The 19,821-nt window shown below is 53.7% G+C and carries 21 protein-coding genes; 12 read left to right on the top strand and 9 right to left on the bottom strand.

Annotated elements, in window-relative coordinates; all coding sequences use genetic code 11:
• Nucleotides 1–118: 118 nt before the first annotated feature.
• Genes NF683_RS03260 through NF683_RS03245 form a run of 4 tightly spaced genes read left to right on the top strand, consistent with a single transcriptional unit; the run spans nucleotide 119 to nucleotide 2,848 of the window.
• Entirely contained in the window at nucleotides 119–697 is a 579-nt protein-coding gene (locus tag NF683_RS03260) for a hypothetical protein (RefSeq protein ID WP_089039826.1), read from the top strand.
• Nucleotides 694–1,068 (top strand): hypothetical protein, encoded by a 375-nt coding sequence (locus tag NF683_RS03255; RefSeq protein ID WP_089039825.1) that lies wholly within the window; start codon nucleotides 694–696, stop codon nucleotides 1,066–1,068. Before NF683_RS03260 ends, NF683_RS03255 begins: the two co-directional genes overlap by 4 nt.
• A complete protein-coding gene (locus NF683_RS03250) occupies nucleotides 1,065–1,760 on the top strand; it encodes a DUF1007 family protein (protein WP_456362354.1) in 696 nt (231 codons plus the stop codon). The genes NF683_RS03255 and NF683_RS03250 overlap by 4 nt, the downstream gene beginning before the upstream one ends.
• 59 nt (nucleotides 1,761–1,819) lie before the next feature.
• A complete protein-coding gene (locus NF683_RS03245; protein WP_253921241.1) occupies nucleotides 1,820–2,848 on the top strand; it encodes a nickel/cobalt transporter in 1,029 nt (342 codons plus the stop codon).
• A 1-nt stretch (nucleotide 2,849) separates the two neighbouring features.
• Here NF683_RS03245 and NF683_RS03240 read toward each other — a convergent pair whose 3' ends face one another.
• Nucleotides 2,850–3,269, bottom strand: coding sequence for an HIT domain-containing protein (locus NF683_RS03240; RefSeq protein ID WP_089039823.1), 420 nt, complete (start codon nucleotides 3,267–3,269; stop codon nucleotides 2,850–2,852).
• Between the two features lie 279 nt (nucleotides 3,270–3,548).
• Here NF683_RS03240 and NF683_RS03235 point away from each other — a divergent pair, with 279 nt between their 5' ends.
• Nucleotides 3,549–3,680, top strand: a complete 132-nt coding sequence (locus NF683_RS03235; RefSeq protein WP_253921240.1) for an entericidin A/B family lipoprotein — start codon at nucleotides 3,549–3,551, stop codon at nucleotides 3,678–3,680.
• Nucleotides 3,681–3,787: 107 nt separating this feature from the next.
• Nucleotides 3,788–4,156, top strand: a complete 369-nt coding sequence (locus tag NF683_RS03230) for an I78 family peptidase inhibitor (RefSeq protein WP_253921239.1) — start codon at nucleotides 3,788–3,790, stop codon at nucleotides 4,154–4,156.
• Here the strand turns inward: NF683_RS03230 and NF683_RS03225 are convergent.
• The gene (locus tag NF683_RS03225) at nucleotides 4,153–4,758 is read right to left on the bottom strand and encodes a LysE family translocator (protein ID WP_146944814.1); all 606 of its coding nucleotides are present in this window, start codon (nucleotides 4,756–4,758) and stop codon (nucleotides 4,153–4,155) included. The genes NF683_RS03230 and NF683_RS03225 overlap by 4 nt on opposite strands.
• 95 nt (nucleotides 4,759–4,853) lie before the next feature.
• Between NF683_RS03225 and NF683_RS03220 the strand changes: the two genes are divergently transcribed.
• Entirely contained in the window at nucleotides 4,854–6,248 is a 1,395-nt protein-coding gene (locus NF683_RS03220; RefSeq protein WP_253921238.1) for an aminotransferase-like domain-containing protein, read from the top strand.
• Nucleotides 6,249–6,273: 25 nt separating this feature from the next.
• Here the strand turns inward: NF683_RS03220 and NF683_RS03215 are convergent, their stop codons facing one another.
• From NF683_RS03215 to NF683_RS03185, 7 genes are all read right to left on the bottom strand, one after another.
• The gene (locus tag NF683_RS03215) at nucleotides 6,274–7,278 is read right to left on the bottom strand and encodes an ion transporter (RefSeq protein WP_253921237.1); all 1,005 of its coding nucleotides are present in this window, start codon (nucleotides 7,276–7,278) and stop codon (nucleotides 6,274–6,276) included.
• A gap of 33 nt (nucleotides 7,279–7,311) precedes the next feature.
• Nucleotides 7,312–7,836 carry an acyl-CoA thioesterase gene (locus NF683_RS03210; RefSeq protein ID WP_089039817.1) on the bottom strand — a complete coding sequence of 175 codons (525 nt, stop codon included), beginning with the start codon at nucleotides 7,834–7,836 and terminating at the stop codon, nucleotides 7,312–7,314.
• 118 nt (nucleotides 7,837–7,954) lie between these two features.
• Nucleotides 7,955–9,265, bottom strand: a complete 1,311-nt coding sequence (locus NF683_RS03205; RefSeq protein WP_089039816.1) for a short-chain fatty acid transporter — start codon at nucleotides 9,263–9,265, stop codon at nucleotides 7,955–7,957.
• Between the two features lie 230 nt (nucleotides 9,266–9,495).
• Nucleotides 9,496–10,794, bottom strand: a complete 1,299-nt coding sequence (locus tag NF683_RS03200; protein ID WP_253921236.1) for an MATE family efflux transporter — start codon at nucleotides 10,792–10,794, stop codon at nucleotides 9,496–9,498.
• A 12-nt stretch (nucleotides 10,795–10,806) separates the two neighbouring features.
• On the bottom strand, nucleotides 10,807–11,055 hold the full coding sequence (locus NF683_RS03195; protein ID WP_038478199.1) for a YfhL family 4Fe-4S dicluster ferredoxin: 249 nt from the start codon (nucleotides 11,053–11,055) through the stop codon (nucleotides 10,807–10,809).
• Between the two features lie 72 nt (nucleotides 11,056–11,127).
• Nucleotides 11,128–11,622: a pantetheine-phosphate adenylyltransferase gene (gene coaD / locus NF683_RS03190; RefSeq protein ID WP_089039814.1), complete on the bottom strand. Its 495-nt coding sequence runs from the start codon at nucleotides 11,620–11,622 to the stop codon at nucleotides 11,128–11,130.
• Nucleotides 11,619–13,505 (bottom strand): beta-ketoacyl synthase, encoded by a 1,887-nt coding sequence (locus NF683_RS03185; RefSeq protein WP_089040946.1) that lies wholly within the window; start codon nucleotides 13,503–13,505, stop codon nucleotides 11,619–11,621. The genes coaD and NF683_RS03185 overlap by 4 nt, the downstream gene beginning before the upstream one ends.
• Nucleotides 13,506–13,715: 210 nt before the next feature.
• On the opposite strand from NF683_RS03185, the gene NF683_RS03180 reads away from it, so the two are divergent.
• From NF683_RS03180 to glnE, 5 genes are all read left to right on the top strand, one after another.
• On the top strand, nucleotides 13,716–14,381 hold the full coding sequence (locus NF683_RS03180) for a methyltransferase domain-containing protein (protein ID WP_089039813.1): 666 nt from the start codon (nucleotides 13,716–13,718) through the stop codon (nucleotides 14,379–14,381).
• Nucleotides 14,378–14,707 carry a DMT family transporter gene (locus NF683_RS03175; RefSeq protein WP_089039812.1) on the top strand — a complete coding sequence of 110 codons (330 nt, stop codon included), beginning with the start codon at nucleotides 14,378–14,380 and terminating at the stop codon, nucleotides 14,705–14,707. The genes NF683_RS03180 and NF683_RS03175 overlap by 4 nt, the downstream gene beginning before the upstream one ends.
• A gap of 188 nt (nucleotides 14,708–14,895) precedes the next feature.
• Nucleotides 14,896–16,302: a D-alanyl-D-alanine carboxypeptidase/D-alanyl-D-alanine endopeptidase gene (gene dacB / locus NF683_RS03170; protein WP_232471393.1), complete on the top strand. Its 1,407-nt coding sequence runs from the start codon at nucleotides 14,896–14,898 to the stop codon at nucleotides 16,300–16,302.
• Between the two features lie 29 nt (nucleotides 16,303–16,331).
• A complete protein-coding gene (locus tag NF683_RS03165; RefSeq protein WP_038478183.1) occupies nucleotides 16,332–16,703 on the top strand; it encodes a diacylglycerol kinase in 372 nt (123 codons plus the stop codon).
• A 73-nt stretch (nucleotides 16,704–16,776) separates the two neighbouring features.
• Nucleotides 16,777–19,791, top strand: a complete 3,015-nt coding sequence (gene glnE, locus NF683_RS03160; RefSeq protein ID WP_089039811.1) for a bifunctional [glutamate--ammonia ligase]-adenylyl-L-tyrosine phosphorylase/[glutamate--ammonia-ligase] adenylyltransferase — start codon at nucleotides 16,777–16,779, stop codon at nucleotides 19,789–19,791.
• The last annotated feature ends 30 nt before the right edge of the window (nucleotides 19,792–19,821 follow it).

Below are 19,821 nucleotides of genomic sequence, written 5' to 3'. Positions count from 1 at the left end.
CGTGTTGTCAAAATTGTTTATCGTGGTTTTTTATCATTTATCTTAATGAATGGCTGCTGGCGAGCTTAGCGCGGCGTTCGATGACACACCAGCCGCATCTGAGATGAGAGGATCACTCATGAAGGCAATACTACCGATTAGCATGACGTGCTTGTTGATACTGACAGGCTGCCAAGCAGTGCCAGAGCGTCTTCCTCAAGCGGAGCCAGCGCCTTCTGCAGCCTGCTACTTTCCCTCTGGGCCGTCTGGCCAAACGGCACCGCCATTGGAGGTGGTGACGCAAAGTATTGACGTATTGGAAGCATGGGGGTTTGAGCTTGAAGCGACCGACACCGATTTAGGTTTGGTGACCGCTAGTCGACAGCGAGATTTGATTGGCTACTACGACCCTTATGATAACGACTTTGGGTATGGGCGAAACATGCGGGTATTTGGTGGCTTTGGTTTGGGGCGTGGTGGTTCCAGCATTGGTCTGGGGATTGGTAGTGGATTTGGAGGCGGTTTCCGCCATCAACCTGTTGAAATAGAGCGGGTGTCGCTACTGGCACGCGATGGTCATATTCGGCTTTCCCGAGATATTCGCCGCTTTGACCACTTAGGGGATCTGCGTGAATCTTACAGCGCTAGCAATGATGATTTTTGTCAACGTTTCCAAACTGCGTTTGAGCAAGCGGTAGCTACCCCGAGGGCGTTATGAAACCACTACGTAAGCACTTTTTAACGGCCACCGCAGTTCTCATGATCATTATGCTGGCAGGCTGTGCCTCTACGCAGCCACTAGAGCCGCGAGAACTACGTTACAGTGCTTCCCCAGAGCAAACGTTCCGCGAAGCCATTGAGTTAATGATGGAGCAAGGCTATGTCGTTCGGCACGCTGATTTAGCGCTAGGGCGCGCAGATGCAACGCTAGCCCGCTGGCCGGAGTATCGCTTGCAACTGCAGGTAAGTGAGGTGCCTGGTGGCAGCCGTGTCAGCCTGTCGGCGTTGCGTGGGAATCAGCCGCTGCCACCGTATGTATTAGATCCCTGGCTGGTTGAGCTGCAACATAAATTAGGAGAGTTGCCGTGACAGGCGTATTTCCCCCGCTAGGTAGCTCACTGAATAAACGCCGCAGTTACTGGGTAGTGCTGGCAATAGGCGTTTGTAGCACGCTAAACAGCAGTCTTGTGTTGGCCCATCCCCATGGTTGGATTGATCTCAGCGTGAGGGTGATAACAAACGATGAGGGGGTCGCAACAGGGCTTCATCAAACATGGCGAATGGACCCTTTTTACAGTTTGGTGGTGCTCGAAGAGTTACAGCAGGTTCAAGGCAGCAACCTGCAAGAAGGACTTGACCAGCTAGGCAGCGACATCCGCGATAACCTGTCGCAGCAGCACTACTTTACCGAGGTTCGTGTGAATGGCGAACCGCAAGCGCTGGGTGAGGTATCTGAATACACGGCGTTGGAGCGCAATGGTCGCTTAACCTTTATGTTTATTCTGCCGTTAGCAACGCCTCAGCCATTGGCCGGGCGAATGCTGGAGTATCAGGTCTTTGACCCAACCTACTATATCGAAGTGGTGCACGAAGAAGAGGACGGGGCACCCTCTGAGCAGGCGCTGATTCTCTATGGTGAGCCCGACTGCCGTTTAAGCGTGCTACCTGCTGACCCTGATCCCGAGCTCGTAATGCAAGCCGCGCTGTTAGATGTGGATGAAACGGGAGAGTCAGGATTGGGCCGCCATTTTGCAGAAACGGGGCGGATTGAATGCGACTAGCGGAAAACCTGGAAGGTCGTGTATAAAGTGTTACTTTATAACTTTCCGGTGGAGGAGCAATGCCTTTAACGCGGCAACAACTGTTATGGGGAGCGCTTACCGTGTCGGGGGTGCTGCTGTTGGTCTTCATCGTACAGGCTAATTTGCAGGGGGTAAGTCTTCAATTGCTGGCTTGGCAGCGAGATTTACATCGCACCCTGACGCTTGCTATTACCGAACTCTCTCGTACGCCTTCTAGCAACACTTGGCTAACGCTGCTAGGGGTAAGTTTTGCTTATGGCGTTTTCCATGCTGCGGGGCCTGGACATGGCAAAGCGGTATTGGCGACGTATTTAGCGTCTCACGGCGGTGCTACCCGTCGCGCCTTGGGGCTCTCTTTTGCGGCAGCTCTGCTGCAGGGGGGAACGGCGATTGCTATGGTGGCAGTGCTCGTACATGGGCTAGGCTGGGTGACCCGTCAGGCGATGGGCAGCGTGGTTTGGGTAGAGCAAGCCAGCTTTATATTAGTGGCACTGTTAGGTGGCTGGTTATGCTGGCGGGCGATAAAACAATTGCGTCACGCTTACTCAGTCCACGCTAGTGATGCTGCTGGCCACAGCCACAGCCACAGCCACAGCCACAGCCACAGCCACAGCCACAGCCACAGCCATGATCATTCCCACTGCTGCGGTGGGGCTCATCATATCGAGCCTCAACAAGCGCTCGACTGGCGCACAGCGCTGATGACCGTTGGTGCGATTGGGATGCGTCCGTGCACTGGGGCAGTGCTTATGCTGGGGGCTGCTAGCCTGCTTGGGCAGTTTTACGTCGGTGTCGCTTCGGTGCTTGCCATGTCGCTTGGTACCGGTATTACCGTTTCTGTGCTGGCGCTTGCAAGCATCGTGGCTCGGGGCTGGGCGGCTAAGCGGTTGCAGCAACAGAGCAGCCGACAGGTGGTCGAGAAAGCGGCTGGTTGGGCGGCGCTTGCCGGCGGTGCTCTCATTGTTGCACTAGGCGTATCGCTTTCTATGGCTGGCGCCGCCCAGCCTACCAGTGGCCCATTACTGAGTGAGCCACCATCCAGACAGGGCTCTTTACTGGGGAATTAAGCTAAAGCTTTAATCCTTCAATTTGGGCCAGCAACTGTTCGCGGCGACTGCCCTGAAGGGGTAGCTCATAAGGCTCTGGGCTACCATTTCCCCATACCGGCGCTGGCCAACTGGCATCATCTGTATAGCGCACCACCAAATGAATATGCAGCTGGCTGACCACATTACCTAAGGTGGCAATATTGAGCTTGTCACCGTGAAATATCTCCTTCATCGCCGTTCCTAGCGCTATCGTTTCACGCCACAGCTGGGCTTGCTCATCCAGGCTTAGTTCAAACACTTCGCTGACCGAGCCACGCCTGGGTACCAGAACTACCCAAGGGTAGCGTGCATCGTTCATTAGCAGCGCACGGCACAGAGGAAGGTCGGCGAGTGGTAAGGTATCCGCTTCTAGCCGTGGGTCAAGTTCAAATGTTTTCAAGTAAGTACTCCTTTACATAATGAAAATTATCATAGCAGCTGCGGATACACCTTGCTCCTTATCCAAGGTCTTTCCAAGGTCTTTCCATGGGCTTTCCAAGAGCTTTCCAAGAGCTTTCCAAGAGCTTTCCAAGAGCTTTCCAAGAGCTTTCCAAGGACTTGGGAAGGAGAGGTCAAAACAGGCGAAATTGTTAAAATCTGTTACTCTGAAAGCACTCCCATACGGCAAGGCTGCCGTCGGAGCTTCCCGATGTTGAATGATTTGTTAAGGAGAACACAGATGAAAAAATTATTAAGTATTAGCTTTATTCTGTTGATGACGGCGGGCGCTCTAGCGGGCTGCAATACCATTGCAGGTGCAGGAAAAGACGTTCAAGAGGGTGGCCAGGCGGTTCAGGATGCAGCGAGTTAATACGCTTTATTTCCACTGCTTCTTGGCGTGAATGAGCGGGTTAGGCATAGTTGTCTAGCCCGTTTTGCATTCAGGGTAGTTATTTGCCAACACAAGGAAGCGCCATAATGAATCACCCAACACGCTGTGCGAAGAAAAAATTGGCTAGCCTCTCGGTATTACTCGCGTCGGTATTGCCAGTCTCGGTCTTATTGGCGGCATGTGCTGGCTCACCCGATAATGTCTCTGCTCCAGAGCCTCCTGCTGTTGGTCAGCCTTCTGCCGAGATGAACACCACATGCGATGCTGAAACGGTCCAGTACGCCATTGGCACGTCTTTTGATGAAGTCAATGTACCCGCGCTACAAAGTGAGAGTGGTGCCAAGCAGGTTAGGATACTCAGGCCTAACGGCGCTGCCACCATGGACTACCGAGAAGACCGCTTAAATATTCTTCTTGAAATTAATGACACGATTGAAGCGCTGCGCTGCGGCTAGCGTAAAATCAGTACGACGCAGGCGGCCGTTAATAGTCCCATAGTGATATTAAATGCCCGCCATGCTTGGTCACTTTTGATCCACTGTCCAATCGCGCTGCCAAACGCTGCCCACAGGGCAATGCACGGCAGCGCGACCAACTCCGCAAAGCCTGCTAACACCAGTGCGTTTACCACCGGTTGGCCATTTTCGGGCAGAAACCCAGCCATCAGCGCCAGCCCCATTACCCACGCTTTGGGGTTGGCGAATTGAAACATCGCGGCTTGGAAAAAGGTTAACGGCACTCCGTGTTGAGTTCCGTTGAGATTCGGCGGTGGTGCAGTGGCTATCTTCCAGGCTAAATACAACAAATAGGCACTACCCACCCAGCGGAGTGTCGTTTGCACCATAGGAAAGCGTTCAAACAATACGCCTAGCCCCAGCGCGATACCGGAAAACAGCAGAAAACAGCCGCCTAAAATGCCCCACATATGAGGCATGGTTCTGCGAAAACCAAAATTCGCCCCAGAGGCGGTCAACATAATATTGTTTGGCCCTGGGGTAAGCGTCATCGACATCATATAAAGCGCAGCCGGGCCAAGCAGTAGCCATTCGTTATTCATTTTGTACCCATACAATTTTGTGGTTTAAATTGTTTTTTGATCGCTTTTGTAAGCATAATGGCGGGTAAATCTACGTCAAAGGTTTTATTGTCACCATGACAATTTGGGTGCCTTCACTTGAGTGTTTTTCTGGGCCACGCTATCGCGCGATTGCTCAATCTATTGGCGCAGCCATCTCGGCCGGCGAACTTGCCCCAGGCGAACGTTTACCACCTCAGCGGCGCTTAGCGGATGCGTTGGGGGTAACCGTAGGCACCGTTACTCGGGGGTATGCTGAGGCAGAGCACCATGGCTGGGTAACCGCTCGAGTAGGCAGCGGAACCTTCGTCAAACAAGCTGCACCAAGAACCGTTTTTGATATGGCATGGCATCAGAATGATGACAGCGATGTCATTGATTTAAGCTTAAGTTTGCCGCCGCCTCATCCGCTTCGTTTGCAGGCGTTCAGTGCTGCATTAAAGGCAATGAGTGAATCGCCTTCTGCAGTAACGCGGGGAGTTTCCTATCTTGATGCGCGGGGAGCCGAAGGCCACCGCGAGAGGTTGGCAGGGTGGCTAGCGCAATTAGGTATGTCGCTGGATGCGGACGAGCTACTGGTTACTCAAGGGGGGCAGCATGGCATTAGTCTGGTGCTGAGTACGTTGCTGCGCCCTGGTGAACTGATGGCGACCGATGCCTTGACCTATCCAGGTGCCATTAGCGCTGCCCAGCAAGCACACCTAAAAATGGTTGGCATTGCCTTTGATGAATCGGGGATGTGTATGGAGGCGCTGGAAGCCCAGTGCGCCCGCCAGCCACCCAGGTTAATCTATGTGACACCCGATCAGAATAACCCTACCGGGGCTTGTCTCAGCGAGGCGCGGCGAGAGCAATTGGTGGCACTTGCCAGGCGCTATGACAGTTGGCTACTGGAAGATGGTGTGCAGTATTTGCCTGCTGAGCAGCGTGGCACACCGCTGTATCAGTTAGCACCAGAGCGAACGCTGTTTGTCTTCAGTACCGCAAAGGTATTAGCGGGTGGGCTGCGTATCGGTGTCTTGCGGACGCCTAATAAACTGCTTGAACGCCTAGCCGCTGGGTTAAGAGCGCAGAGCTGGATGGTGCCACCGCTGATGGTTGATATTGCCTGTTATTGGATCGCTCAGCCCGAGGCAGCTTCGCTGCTTGCATGGCAAACCGAGGAGCTGGCCGCGCGACAGCAAATAGTGACAGAGGTGCTTTCCGATTACAGGCTGGGTCGAAGTCACAGCGGCAGCAATGTCTGGCTTACGCTGCCGGAAGGGAGTCGTGCCATCGAACTGTGTGAACGCTTGCAGCTGCAAGGCGTTAAAGTTTCAAATGCGGAGCCCTTTTGTGTGGGAAGTACACCTGCGCCCCAGGCCATTAGGATTTGTATTGGCGCTGCTGCTGACAGGCAGACATTAGCCCAGGCACTGAACGTTATTAAGCAGTGCCTGGCTCAGCCACCGTTGGCGACCGTAACCGTATAGCAGGGCTATTCATAGCCCAACCAAACTACTCATAACGGTCTTTCCATCCTTGATGGCGTATCTGCTCTTTGAGCATTTCGAGAATATCGTAAAGCACTTGTTCGGTGACATGCGCGCTTGTTTCATCCACGGTTAGCCAGCTGTTGAAGCCCGTTTCAGCTGTACGCTCAACCAGTTGGCGAAACTCCGTTGAGTGAATGCCCTGAGCGAGTTCATCCACGAGCCGCTGGGCAACTCCGCTAAGTGACGCCTGCATAGCGTTTGAAGCCGTGTGACCCATGGGAAGGCGGTGTAGTTTTTGAATTTCTGGGCTTTCCCGCAGTGTTCGGTTCACTAAGTCATCAATCGCCGCCATGATAGCGATGCGGTTTTGTTGATAGGCTTGCCCCACCGTTGTTTCTAACCGCTGAGCAATTTCATGAATTAGCTGAGCCTTGCGAGGGAGGATAACGCGATCAATAACCCGCTCTGTAAGTGAATCGCTAGCGACAACTTGCTCTTGCACATTGCCTAGTAAGCGCAGTGCAATGCGGTCGGAAAGCTCTTCTAGCAGGATGTCGTAATACTTGGCAAAAAAGCGGTAGCTGGTCCAGCGGGTTACATCAATCAAGCGCAGCCGGTGCAGTCGGTTTAAGAGAGATACCACGCGTAGTACGCGCAATAAGCGGAACCCGCTAAGGGGGATGCAGCCAAGTACGTCGTACCAGTTAACAAACGGGTAGAAAAACCAGCGGTGATAGCGTCGCTCGGCAATTGCTACCGTCCAGCCCAGCAGTACATCCGCTATAAAAATACCCACGAAAAATAAGTCGATGGTAATAAAACGGCTGTGGATCACTGTGTCGTAAAAATCGTGAAAGCCGGGTGTGAGGCTGGCAATGGTGTCGTTAATCGGCCCAATCAGAAATAACGAGTCAAACAGTAACAGGCTAAGGTTGATGATAACCGCGGCGAGAATAAAAAAATCCCAGCCGATATGCGCATACTCAACGCTTTTAGGTAGGTGTGGGTAGCGCTCCCTAGCGGGCATGAGGGCTCCTTGCTCCGAAGGTGTGGGTTGGCGTTAAGAGTGCTGCTGATGGTGGTTTTTATGAGTTAGCAACTCTTCTTGCTCTGCCTGCTTGCGCAGTTTTTTGCGTAGCGCGGCTTTTTCGAATCTCAACTTCTGTAGCGATGTTTCCAACGCTAGCGGTGGCACTAACGCCGGCTTTCCGTCTGAATCTACTGCCACCATGGTGAGATAACAGCTATTGGTGTGACGAATCAGCTTCTCACGAATATCTTCGGCCACTACCTTAACCCCGATCTCCATAGAAGAGCGCCCCACATGATTGACGCTGGCAAGAAAGGTCACCAGCTCGCCGACGTGAATCGGCTGTTTAAACAACACCTGATCGACGGAAAGCGTGACGACATAGTGGCCCGAATAACGGCTGGCACAAGCGTAGGCCACCTCATCGAGTTTTTTAAGAATAGCACCACCATGTACTTTTCCGCTGAAGTTCGCCATATCGGGTGTCATAAGAACCGTCATAGAGAGTTCATGCTGGCCGGGTAGGGCGCTATGTTCAACCTGGGTGTCAGACATAAATAAAAGCCTTCAGAGATTAAAATGCCCGCCCCAAAGGGCGGGCGCTATGCAGGTCGCAAGTGTGGTAAAGCCAGTGTCCTAAAACTAGTGTTCTAAAACTGTCGCGACATTAGTGCTAGAACCATACTAGGCCAACAGAAATGATAATGCCGGTAATCAATAGCTGAACCAGGCAGAAGCCCATGATGTCCTTGGCCTTCAAACCTGCAATCGCCAGTACCGGTAGAGCCCAGAAAGGTTGCAGCAGGTTGGTCCAGGCATCGCCCCAGGCCACTGCCATGGCAATACGTGGAAGATCAGCACCCAGCGCTTCTGCGGCAGGTAGCATGACCGGGGCTTGAACAGCCCATTGGCCACCGCCGGAAGGCACGAACAGGTTCACGATGCCAGCACTTAGGAAGGACCAGAATGGCAGCGACGTAGCGGTGGCGAAAGAGACTAACCACTCAGACATGCTCTGAGCCAATCCCGACTGCACCATGATGGCCATAATGCCCGCGTAGAAGGGGAACTGAATGACGATGCCAGCGCCGCCTTTTATGGCTTCGTTCAAACTGTTGAGCAGGTTGCGCGGTGTACGATGCAGCACAATAGCTAAGAATAGGAACAGGAAATTGACCACGTTCAGGTTCAAGCCACCGCTACGAAGCAGAAAATGGTCGAGCAGGAACAGCAGCCCCGGAACGCCCACAAGCAGGGCGAGAGGCATACTGTTTTCGAGTTTTTCGGCTGGGCGGGTAATGCGGCCTTGCTGTTCGGGGTCATCGTTTAGCAGCTTGGGATCAACATACACGCTGTCTTTTTCGTCCGGCAGCATGAAGCGGTTAACCAGCGGTACGGCGATAAACAGACAAATAACAATCGCAAGGTTAAAGAAGGCAAAAATGGTTGAGCCGGTACCGATAACGCCGATTTGATCAGCGGAGAAGTGGCCTTCAGTGGCAATGGTCAACGGAATTGAACCCGCAAGACCGCCATGCCATACCACGAAGCCTGAGTAAGCACTGGCAACCAGAAGCCGATAGTCCACTCGTATCAAGCGAGCGAGCTCTTTGGCAAAAAGCGCCCCAACAACTAAGCCAAACCCCCAGTTAATCCAACTAGCCACGAGCGAAACGAGCGTGACTAAAATGATCGCGCCACCAGGGCTTTTCGCAGTGCTAGCGATTTTCTGAAGAATGCGTTTGACCGGTGGTGAGCTTGCCAGCATAAAACCCGTGACGAGTACCAGCAGCATTTGCATTGAGAAGGTGAGGAGTCCCCAAAAACCATCTCCCCACATGCGCAGCACGGCAAGCGGTGTTTGGCGCTCAACGGCGATGGCAGCCACGGAGGCAATTAACGTGAGCAGCAGAACAAAGATATAGGGGTCTGGCAAATAGCGCTCGACCAGCTTAACTGCCGGTTTTGATATGAGTTTTAACATGAGTGCTCTCTTTATTCGTTATTAAGATATGCGTGGCTAATATACGGCGGTACACCGTATTTTTCATCCATTGTTAGGTGCTTTATCAAGTGCTTTATCAAGTGCTTTCTCAAGTACTGGCTCAGATAATCACTATTACGGTAGACCAGTTGGCAACAGCTAAGCGTGGTGGGCTTCAACGGTGGGAGGGCACGATGAGTTTAGCGGTGTGGATTTCGGCACTATGGGCTTTAGCCCTGAGGGCGCCAGTGGCGTTGACGGTAGCGGTAGTAGTAGGCGATCAGTACCGCTGAGCGTGTGAACATAAAGAGCGTAAAGGCTAACCACAGGCCATGGTTACCAAGCCCTTGGGATAGCCACCAAGTTGGTAGGTAAACCGCTAAACCGATAAAAATGCTGTTGCGCATTTCGCGCACAGCGGTGGTGCCGATAAAAACGCCATCTAATAAATAGCTCCATACGGCTATCAATGGCATCACGATCATCCAAGGCAGGTAACTAGCGGCGGTGGCACGCACCTCTGCCAGCCCTGTCAGCATGGCAACTAGATAATTTCCGCCCAATGCGAAGGCAATGGTGGCTACAGCGGCTGTCCAGAACGAGAATTGTGCTGTCGCCCGAACCGTCGCTGCAAATTCCTGCCAGTCACGCCGTCCAAACGCGCGGCCTACCAACGATTCCGCTGCGTGGGCGAAGCCATCAAGTGCGTAGCTAGTGAGCATAATAAATTGCAATAGCACGGCATTGGCGGCTAACACTGTGTCGCCCTGGCGTGCCCCTTGAGCGGTAAAAAAGGCCATTGCAAACAGCAACCCTAAGGTGCGCACAAACAGGTTGGCGTTAACATTAAACAGGGCTGAGTAGGCTGACACTACCAAAAGTCGCTGCCGTTGAAAGCAGCCTTCCAAGTGGCCAAGCTGGCTCAGTACTAAATAGCTGCCAAAGGTTAGCGCACTGTAATCGGCAATCACGCTGGCCAGGGCGACGCCGCCGCTGGTCATTCCTAGCCCTACGACAAACCAAAGATCGAGCACGATATTGACGCTATTGGTCAGCACTAAAATCATCAGCGTAACGCGGGCGTTTTGTTGGCCCAAAAACCAGCCGAGGATGGCGTAGTTCGCCAACACTGCCGGGGCTGACCAGAGGCGTATTTCGGCATACTCGCGTGCCAGTGGTGTCGCCGCTTCACTGCCGTCTAACAGCCATAGGCCGAGCGAAATCAGCGGCGAGCCAAAGATAATCAGTAGCGCGCCGATAACGGCCGCCATAATGAGTGACTGACCCAGCAAATTGCGCACATCGCTATGTGCTTCGCGGCCGATTGCCTGGGCAACCAACCCCGTGGTGCCCATGCGTAGAAAGCCAAATCCCCAATAGAGGAAGCTAAACAGCGTCGCCCCGAGGGTCACCGCTGCCAGATAGCGAGAATCGGGCAGGTGCCCGACCACAGCGGTATCGACCAGCCCTAGTAAGGGAACTGTTATATTCGAAAGAATGATTGGCCAGGCAAGAGTCCAAATACGCACGTTTCAGTGGGCCTAAGCAGCAGTAATGATGCGGTACTTCTCCATGAGTTTCTCGTGGGTTTCGGGACGCTCTGGGTCGAGAGGAATGCAGTCCACTGGACACACTTGCTGGCACTGTGGCTCGTCAAAGTGGCCGACACATTCCGTGCATAAATTGGGGTCAATAACGTAAATCTCTTCACCAGGAGAGATGGCGTCATTGGGGCATTCAGGTTCGCAGACGTCGCAGTTAATGCATTCGTCGGTGATCATCAGGGCCATGGGCGTACCTCACGAATGGCTTTTCGCTCAGGTAGTTATATACCTGAGCGTTTTACTCAACAATATCGATCGCTAGATAGTGTAGTGCTTACGCAGTGCCTCTGCGACCTGCGGGTGAACGAGCGGTGAAATATCGCCGCCCAGCTTGGCGATTTCTCGCACGATGGTCGACGAAATATAGGAGTTTTCCACCGCTGGGGTGAGAAATACGCTCTCAAGCTCAGGGTTTTGCGCCCGATTCATATTGGCCAGCTGTAGCTCGTACTCGAAATCCGAGACAGCCCGCAGGCCACGTAGAATAATGGTGGCCCCCTGTTCACGCATCATAGTGGTCAGAAGTGTTGAAAAGCCGATGACCTCTACGTTCGGTAGTGAAGCACACACCATTTTGGCCAGCGCGATACGGGTGTCTAGCTCAAGACTAGGCTGCTTGCCAGGGCTCGCAGCGACGGCAATGACCACCTTATCGAACATCCGTGCGCCGCGTTCGATAAGATCAAAGTGGCCGTTGGTGATAGGGTCAAAGGTCCCGGGATAGACGGCAACATTCACACGTTGATCGTTCATTCGGGTGCCTCCTGCTCGTCAAGCTGACCAAAAGGATTGTCCGCCGTTAGCGAAACGGCGTGATCATAGCCCGGAATATGAATGCGGTCGGCGTGGATCTCAAGCTCAGGGCCTTCTAGAACGGCTTCACCAAACTGATAACGAGGCGCATAGTGCCCATGATCAGCGTCGGCTAAATAAGCGGCGGCATTCTCGCGCACAGTTTCCCGACGCGTTTTCCAAGCGCTGATGGCAGCGCTGCCGTGGCGTTGAGTGAGCAATCGTTCGGTGACCTGAGGGGAGAGCACGACGCCAGTAGCGTTATTACCACCGAACCCTTTTGCATTAATAAAGGCAGCATCGGCGCTAAACGCCACTGGGGTAGTGGAAAAACGTAGCCGCTTAGCGTACACATCGTCCGCGACCGCGTCTAAAGTGGGAATACCTGGCAGTAATCCATGGGCAAAGCTGCCCAAAGCGCTTACCAACTGATCGCCTGCCGCAGACCCTTGGGAGTGGCCGATAAACGCTTTAATAGCGACCACTGGCCAGTTCTCGATGCCATTTGCACGGGCAATTTCATCAAAAACATGGGATTCAGTCGTGCGATTTTTGGGAGTGCTGGTGCCATGGGCATGCAGGAAAGTGCGCTCTTTTAGCGCTTTCTCACCTAGCATATCTTTTACCAACGAGGCTGCCTTGCCCAGGGTGATGTAGTTGCCAATGCCGGGTGCAGAGATAGAGCGTTTAAAACCATCGGCATTAACGAACACATCGGGCACTGAACCTAGAATATCCGCCCCTAACTCAAGCGCTAACGCATCGTCCATTAACAGTACGAACTGACTTGCTTCCGCCATGGTGAAGCCACAGTTACGTGCAAACGGGCGACAAGCGCGCTGGTAGTCAGCGTCGGTAAGTAGCGCTAAAGAATCCAGTGCTTTCAGGCTGGCGTCATCGGCCAGTGCGCCCATGGCGCGGAAGCCTTCGATGATTTCGGGGGTAATCGGCGCATCTGCGGTGCCTACCATAACGACCCGGCAACGCCCTGTGCGAATATCATCAATACCTAGGCGCAGGTTGTATAAAAAGCTTGCGCAGGCGCCTAAGGCAGCACCCGTACTTCCCACGCTGCCTAATACGTAGGCATTGAGGAAGTCCGCAGGCATTTGCCCGTAACCCAGCGGCATTTGCTTAGAGGTGGCACGTTGGCCACTCACCAAGCTCTTTAGTAGGCCGCCCCAGCCTTGGTCATCTAATTGGCCAATAGAGTTGCCCGCATATACTGCGATATGGTCAGGGTCGAGCCGCTGGCGAATTGTTTCCCAAGCGAGCCCGCTGGCACCTAGGCAGTCACTAGCACTAAAGACTGCCATCGACAGCCCGCGCGGATGATGCACGCTACGGTAAAGGCTAGCGGGGTCGAAGCCACTCGGCAGTTGGGCGGCTGCACGCACCTTAGGCTCTAAGGCGTCAGGCAGCAGAGCACTAAAGTTCCCCGCGGGCACGGTGACGGCGACTACCTTGGCGTCGATGTCCTCCACCTGCCATCCTTCAGGCAGCTGTTCGGGCAACTGACGGCGGCGCAATGTAAACCGCACCGGTTCAGACAGCGTCATTTCTGCCCGTCGGTTGGCTGGCAAGCCCGGGGCGAGAAAGCGTGGATCTTCGTTGCGCCGAATCAATGTGTGGTTAAGCACATGATCGCGCAAGGTTTGAGCAGGGGAGTCAATGGGCTGGCCGGCGCTATCATGCCAGCCGTTAGCGGAATGCTCGGCAAGGCGCATAAGCGCTGCCAAGCCTTCCAGTGTTTGGCGCTGCTGGTCAGCTGGAAGAGCATCAAGCACGGTGCGGCGGAAGGCCTGGTGGCCCGAGGTTCTGCCGGCGGGATTGATGCCGCCCATGCCGACAATCACCGGTAAGTGTGACAAGCCGGGTTCCTCGTGGTGCGGTGGTTTTTAGTAACAGCTATTGTCAGAGGCATAGCAAAAAAGTGCTGCTCATCTGCGCTTAATAATACTCTCGAACGTGATCATAGCACCGGGCGTGCAACGGCGTCATGCCGCGTGCGCGGTAGACTGATAGAATCACGTTTTTTTTAAGCAGGGAATGGCATGCAGCATACTTCACGACCCGTGGTTTCCAATCAGCCTGGCCCGCATCACGATGTAGCGCGCCGGGTAGCACGTGCCTTGGAAAACCCACTGCGAAAGCCAATCGCTGCGCATACGCAACAAGCCTTTGAAGACGCGCATACGTGGCTTCAAAAGCAGCAAGCGCCGTTAATCCTCGATGCTGGCTGCGGTGTAGGGCTTTCGACACGCCGTTTGGCAGAACAGTTTCCAGCGCACGCGGTGATCGGCGTTGATCGAAGCGAAGATCGGTTAAGCCGAGACCATGGTGAATTGCCTGCTAATGCACTGTTGGTACGGGCTGACCTTGTCGATTTCTGGCGACTAGCTGAACAGGCAAAATGGGCACCCGAGCGGCATTTTCTGCTTTACCCCAATCCTTATCCAAAAGCTGCGCATTTAAAAATGCGCTGGCATGGGCATCCTGTTTTCCCCACACTGCTAGCCCTTGGCGGGTATTTAGAAGTGCGCTCCAATTGGCAGTTGTATGTTGAAGAGTTTGCTCTGGCAACCGCCCTAGTAACGGGAAAGCAGGCAACGATTGCCGCGTTGGCTCCCAACGGCAGCTATCTAACGCCATTTGAAGCAAAGTATGATCAAAGCGGCCAAACGCTTTGGCAGTTGAAGATTGAATTGGAGCGGGCATGACGTTTGTATATCTAGTGCTAGCAATTGTTGCCGAGGTTGTCGCCACTAGCGCCCTCAAGTCGTCAATGGGATTCACACGACCGCTTCCAAGCATCATGGTCGTCGTGGGCTACGGTGTGGCATTTTATCTGTTGAGCTTGGTGTTGCGGACATTACCGGTCGGTATTGCTTATGCCATCTGGGCAGGTCTGGGAATCGTGTTGGTCACGCTGGTTGGCATTGTAGTTTTCGGTGAGAAACCTGATTTACCTGCCGTTGTCGGCATTAGTTTGATCGTGGCTGGGGTAGTCATACTTCAAGTCTTTTCAAAAATGAACGTGCATTGAGGAAAGTAAGCGTGACGTGCTCAGATATTAGCTCTTTAAATATTAGGTCTTCAGATATTGGGTCTTCAGATATTAAGTGTTCAGAAGTTAGCTATTCTGCGGTGACATTCTCAGCGTTTAATCATTCGGTTAAATCATCCCTACGCCGCTGGCATCGGGCGTTGGTGACAAGTGTGGTAGGTGCCGCCATGTGCGCAAGCCCCGCACTGTATGCCGATTTCAGTCAGCTTGGTCAGTTAGAAAGCAAAGGCTTCTCAATTAGCGCTGAAGCACGCTTACTGGATGCGGATACTGGCAGTAATGCATTGCTGGGTAGTCTGAATCCTGAGCGTCAGCTGTCGCCAGCGTCTGTCACCAAAGCCTATATGTCTGCTGCGGCACTCAATCGTTTTGGGCCCCAGCATCGCTTTACCAGCCAGCTTGTCAGCACAGGTAGTGTGGAAAATGGTGTATTGCGTGGCGACTTGGTATTTGAAGGTGGGGGCGATCCAGGCCTCACAACTGAAGATCTTTGGCGGTTAGTGCAACGTCTGCAGCTGGCGGGAGTGCGCGAAGTGGATGGCGCGCTGGTGGTCAGTCAGTGGCGTTTTGGCCCTGTTGAGTGTATTACCACAGACCGCTGTAATGCGCGTACCCGAGTCACTAATGCTTACAGTGCGCCGCTCACCTCGGCAGGCGTCAACTTTGGTAGCTGGTGCGCCAATATAGCCCCTGCTGCGGCAGCGGGAGAGCCTGCCCGTGTGGGGTTATGCGATAGCCAGGCGCCGTTAATTGCTATTGATAACCAAGTTGTCACGCGCCCGGCTAATAGTGGCACTGACATCAGCGCAGAGCGGATTACCGATGAGCGCGGTGATGTTCTGCGTCTTACCGGGCAAATTTCAACCAATGCCGCAGCTCGTGATGTTTATCGTGGCGCTGGCGATGCGGCAGAGAAAACGGCGCAAGTATTGTTAAGCATGCTAAATCAGGCAGGTGTCAGTGTGCGTGACCCCTGGCGGGTTAGCTCAACGCGTCCGCCCAGCAGTGCACAGCGTTTGGCAGCCGTTGACAGCAAGCCGCTGCAGGAGCTGCTGCTGCGTACAATGAACTACTCCAATAATTACATGGCTGATGTGCTGGCGCTGAACCTGGTGGAAACACCACAAGCGCAACTGCGCCAAGCGGGGGAGGCGATAGAAGCCTATGTGAACAGCTTGTCGGGCCACGGTCCGTTAACGTTACACAGCGGCAGCGGGCTGACGACTGATAACCGTACCTCCGCTCACGGCGTCAATGTGATGTTGGAGGATATGTTCCGCCAGAGCGCTTTGTTCCCCAGTTTTGTCGCCTCTTTCCAGTCGCCTGCCAATGGGGTCATGCGCTTTATTCGCCGTGGTTCTCCAACGTTTCAAAATAACGTGATGCTGAAAACAGGCACGCTCAATCAGCCGTTTGCTGTTCGCGCCGCGGCGGGCTATTTCCGTACCGCCCAGGGGCGCTGGGGCGTTTTTAGTGTGCTGGTTAACGGCACTGGCAGTACGCCTTATCTTAGCTGGCCCGAGGTGTTAGATCCGCTGTCGCTGGATTTAGATGCGATGATATTGGCTAATTAATCTTAATTTTTACCGCTGAGGCAACAGGCATGAAGCCAGGACATACGGGGTTAACCCATTTAATGCACTCAACGCGCTATTCATGGAAAGGGCTAAAAGCCGCTTTTAGAAATGAAGCTGCGTTTCGCCAAGAAGTGGGTATTACAGCGGTGTTGCTACCGCTGGCTTGGTGGATTGGAGAAGGGCCCATTAGCTGGTTGCTGCTGGTTGGCAGCCTGTGCCTTGTGCTGATTGTGGAACTGCTTAATAGTGCCATAGAGAACGTTGTTGATCGTATTGGCACCGAGCATCACGAGCTTTCAGGGCGTGCTAAAGATATTGGCTCGGCGGCGGTTATGCTGTCATTGATCATGGCAGGCTTAACCTGGGGGCTGTTAGGCTGGCAAAAATTGGTGGGCTAAATTGCTTTTATTCAGCTCATGCAGCGACCCGCTTCATCAACAAACATAATAGACGCTTGGCAGAGAGGTGGTTATGCAGTTAGACGACGCGTTTTTCCCCCAAGTTGGGCTGCCAACAGCGCTTAAGCCCGCTGCACAGCGCGCCTGGCAGCGATTAAGTGAAGCGCTTAGCCAAGCTGATAATATTGCCTCAATGACCCAACAGTCGTTGCCTTCCAGTAGTTGGGAGGCGCTTTCTGATGCGCGTCGAGAAGCGTTAGCCAAGGTCGTAACTGTCTCAAGCTTCGCTCTAGATACCTTGGCACGCTTTCCGCACTGGCTGATTGATTTAGATGTGGCTGGTGAGCTGGATGCGACAGCGAGTAAGGAGTCACAAGCGAGCTGGCTAGCTGATGCGCTAGACAATGCCGATGATGAAGAGGCAATGCATCGCGCTATTCGCCGTTTCCGCCGTGCCCGCATGCTCGGGATTGTGTGGCGCGATCTTAATCGGCCCGATGGCTACACCATGTGGGACACTGCTCAGGCAGTTTCGTGGCTGGCGGAAGTCTGTATTGAAGCCGCGCTCGGCTGGCTTGAACGTTTTTACGCCCCGCGCTGGGGATTACCTGCGGCCCGCAGAGATGGCTCGTCCCAGCGCTTGGTGGTGCTGGGTATGGGGAAGCTCGGCGCGGGTGAGCTGAATCTTTCCTCAGATATTGACCTGATCTTCGCCTTTCCTGAAAAAGGTGAAACCGAAGGCGGGCGTAAACCCCTTGAGCACCAGGAGTACTTCACCAAACTAGGCCAGAAACTGATCGCCGCTTTAGATGCCATGACGGCTGACGGTTTCGTATTTCGTGTTGATATGCGGCTGCGCCCACTGGGTGATGGCGGCCCCCTGGTGGGCAGTTTCTCGATGCTCTCCAGTTACTATCAGGATCAGGGTCGTGAGTGGGAGCGTTATGCCATGCTCAAAGCGCGTCCCGTCGCAGGAGACATAGATGGCGGGCATGAACTGCTCGCAAGTCTCAGGCCGTTTGTTTACCGCCGCTACCTGGATTTTGGTGCGATTGAGTCGCTGCGTGAGCTCAAGGCGATGATCAATCGCGAAGTAAAGCGCAAGGGCATGCAAAGCAATATCAAACTAGGGCCCGGTGGAATCAGGGAGGTTGAGTTCGTTGTCCAGGCATTTCAGCTGATTCGCGGTGGACGTGATACCGAGCTTCAAGTGACCTCACTCAAGACCGCTCTTAATCGACTGCCTGAACTGGGGCTGTTGCCCCAAGCAGTCGTCGATGAGCTGCTACCCGACTATGCGTATCTTCGCGACATGGAACACGCTATTCAGGCGCTAGAAGACCGTCAAACCCAAACGCTACCCGTTGATGATGAAGATCGGGAGCGGATCGCCTTTGCCTTGGGGCATGAAGATTGGCCTGGGCTCATCGCGCGGCTGGAGGAAGTGCGCGAACGCGTTCGTCAGCACTTTGATGCGGTGATCGCCGACCCCGAAGAGGATAGCGATGCAGAGAGTAGCGACGATAACCTTGGCCTGTCTCAGTGGCGGTTACTGTGGCGCGGCGAGCTAGAGCAGGAAGAAGCGGAAGCACTGCTAACTGATGCTGGTTTTATAGAACCAGAGAAAGCACTTAAACGGCTGCAGAGTCTTTACCATTCCCGCCAAGTGCAAAGCATGCAGCGTATCGGCTTTGAACGGCTAGATGCGCTGATGCCGCTACTGCTGGTTGCCGTTGCCGAAAGTGAGTTGCCGGATAACGCGCTTAGTGGTGTCCAGCCGCTGATCGAGTCGGTACTTAGGCGAACCGCTTACCTTGCACTGTTGCGTGAAAACCCTCAGGCGCTTGAGCACCTAATGAAGCTGTGCTCGGCCAGCCACTGGATTGCAGAGCAACTTGCGCGTTACCCGATACTGCTTGATGAGCTACTAACGCCGGATACGCTTTACACTCCCGCTGATAAATCACGACTTGCCGATGAGTTACGCCAGACCTTAAGCCGCTTGCCAGAAGATGATGATGAGGCGCAGTTGGAAGCGCTTCGCGTGTTTAAGCATGCGCAGATGCTTCACGTTGCTGCATCGGATATCGCTGGAACACGCCACTTGATGAAGGTGAGCGACTACTTAACGTATATCGCTGAAGTCATTCTAGATGCCGTGCTAGCGATGGCCTGGAAACATGTCACGCGGAAACATGGTGTGCCAGAAGGCCTTAATGCACGAGAGCCAGCGTTTTTGATTGTGGGATACGGCAAGCTGGGGGGCATCGAACTTGGTTATGGCTCTGATTTGGACTTGGTATTCCTTCATGATAGCGACGGAAAAGGCACTACCGATGGTGCCCGGCCCGTCGATACAGCGGTCTTTTTTACCCGTCTAGGCCAGCGCATTATCCACCTCTTAACCGCAGTAACGCCTGCTGGCAGCCTTTACGAGGTTGATATGCGCCTTCGGCCTTCAGGCAATGCAGGCCTATTGGTGACCTCTTTAGATGCTTTTGCGGATTATCAACGCCAAAACGCCTGGACCTGGGAGCACCAAGCGCTGGTACGCGCGCGCGTTGTCGCCGGCAGTAACGCGCTGGCGGATAAATTTGATGCGATCCGTGGTGAGATGCTGTGTCGCGAGCGTGACCCGCAAGCCTTAAGAGACGACGTTGTCAGCATGCGTCATAAAATGCGTGATCACCTTGGTTCTAAAGGGCAGGGTTCTAAAGGACAGGGTTCAAAAGGGACGGGCTCTAAAGGGCAGCCAGGTAGTGCGGACGGGGAGGTGTTTAGTCTAAAGCACGATGTGGGTGGCATGGTCGATATTGAGTTTCTTTGCCAATACGCGGTGCTATCACTCGCTCATGACACGCCTGCATTAATCACCTATAGCGATAATATCCGCATTTTAGAAACCCTCGCCAAGAGTGGTCATATTACCGAGTCAGAAGCGGAGCAACTGCGGGAAGCGTATCTCGCTTATCGTAGCCGTACCCATCGTGCGGCGTTAACCGGTGAAAAAACTGTCGTTGATGCACAGGCATTCAAAGCCCACCGCGATGTGGTTATTGCACTTTGGCAGCGTTTTCTTGAACCCTGATTGGCGAGGTGAGTGTTTTTAAGTAGCATC

It is taken from the genome of Halomonas sp. MS1, assembly GCF_024182575.1.
Taxonomy (GTDB): Bacteria; Pseudomonadota; Gammaproteobacteria; order Pseudomonadales; family Halomonadaceae; genus Vreelandella.
Note: the sequence above shows the minus strand (reverse complement) of the source record. Positions and strands in the feature narration are given on the sequence as shown.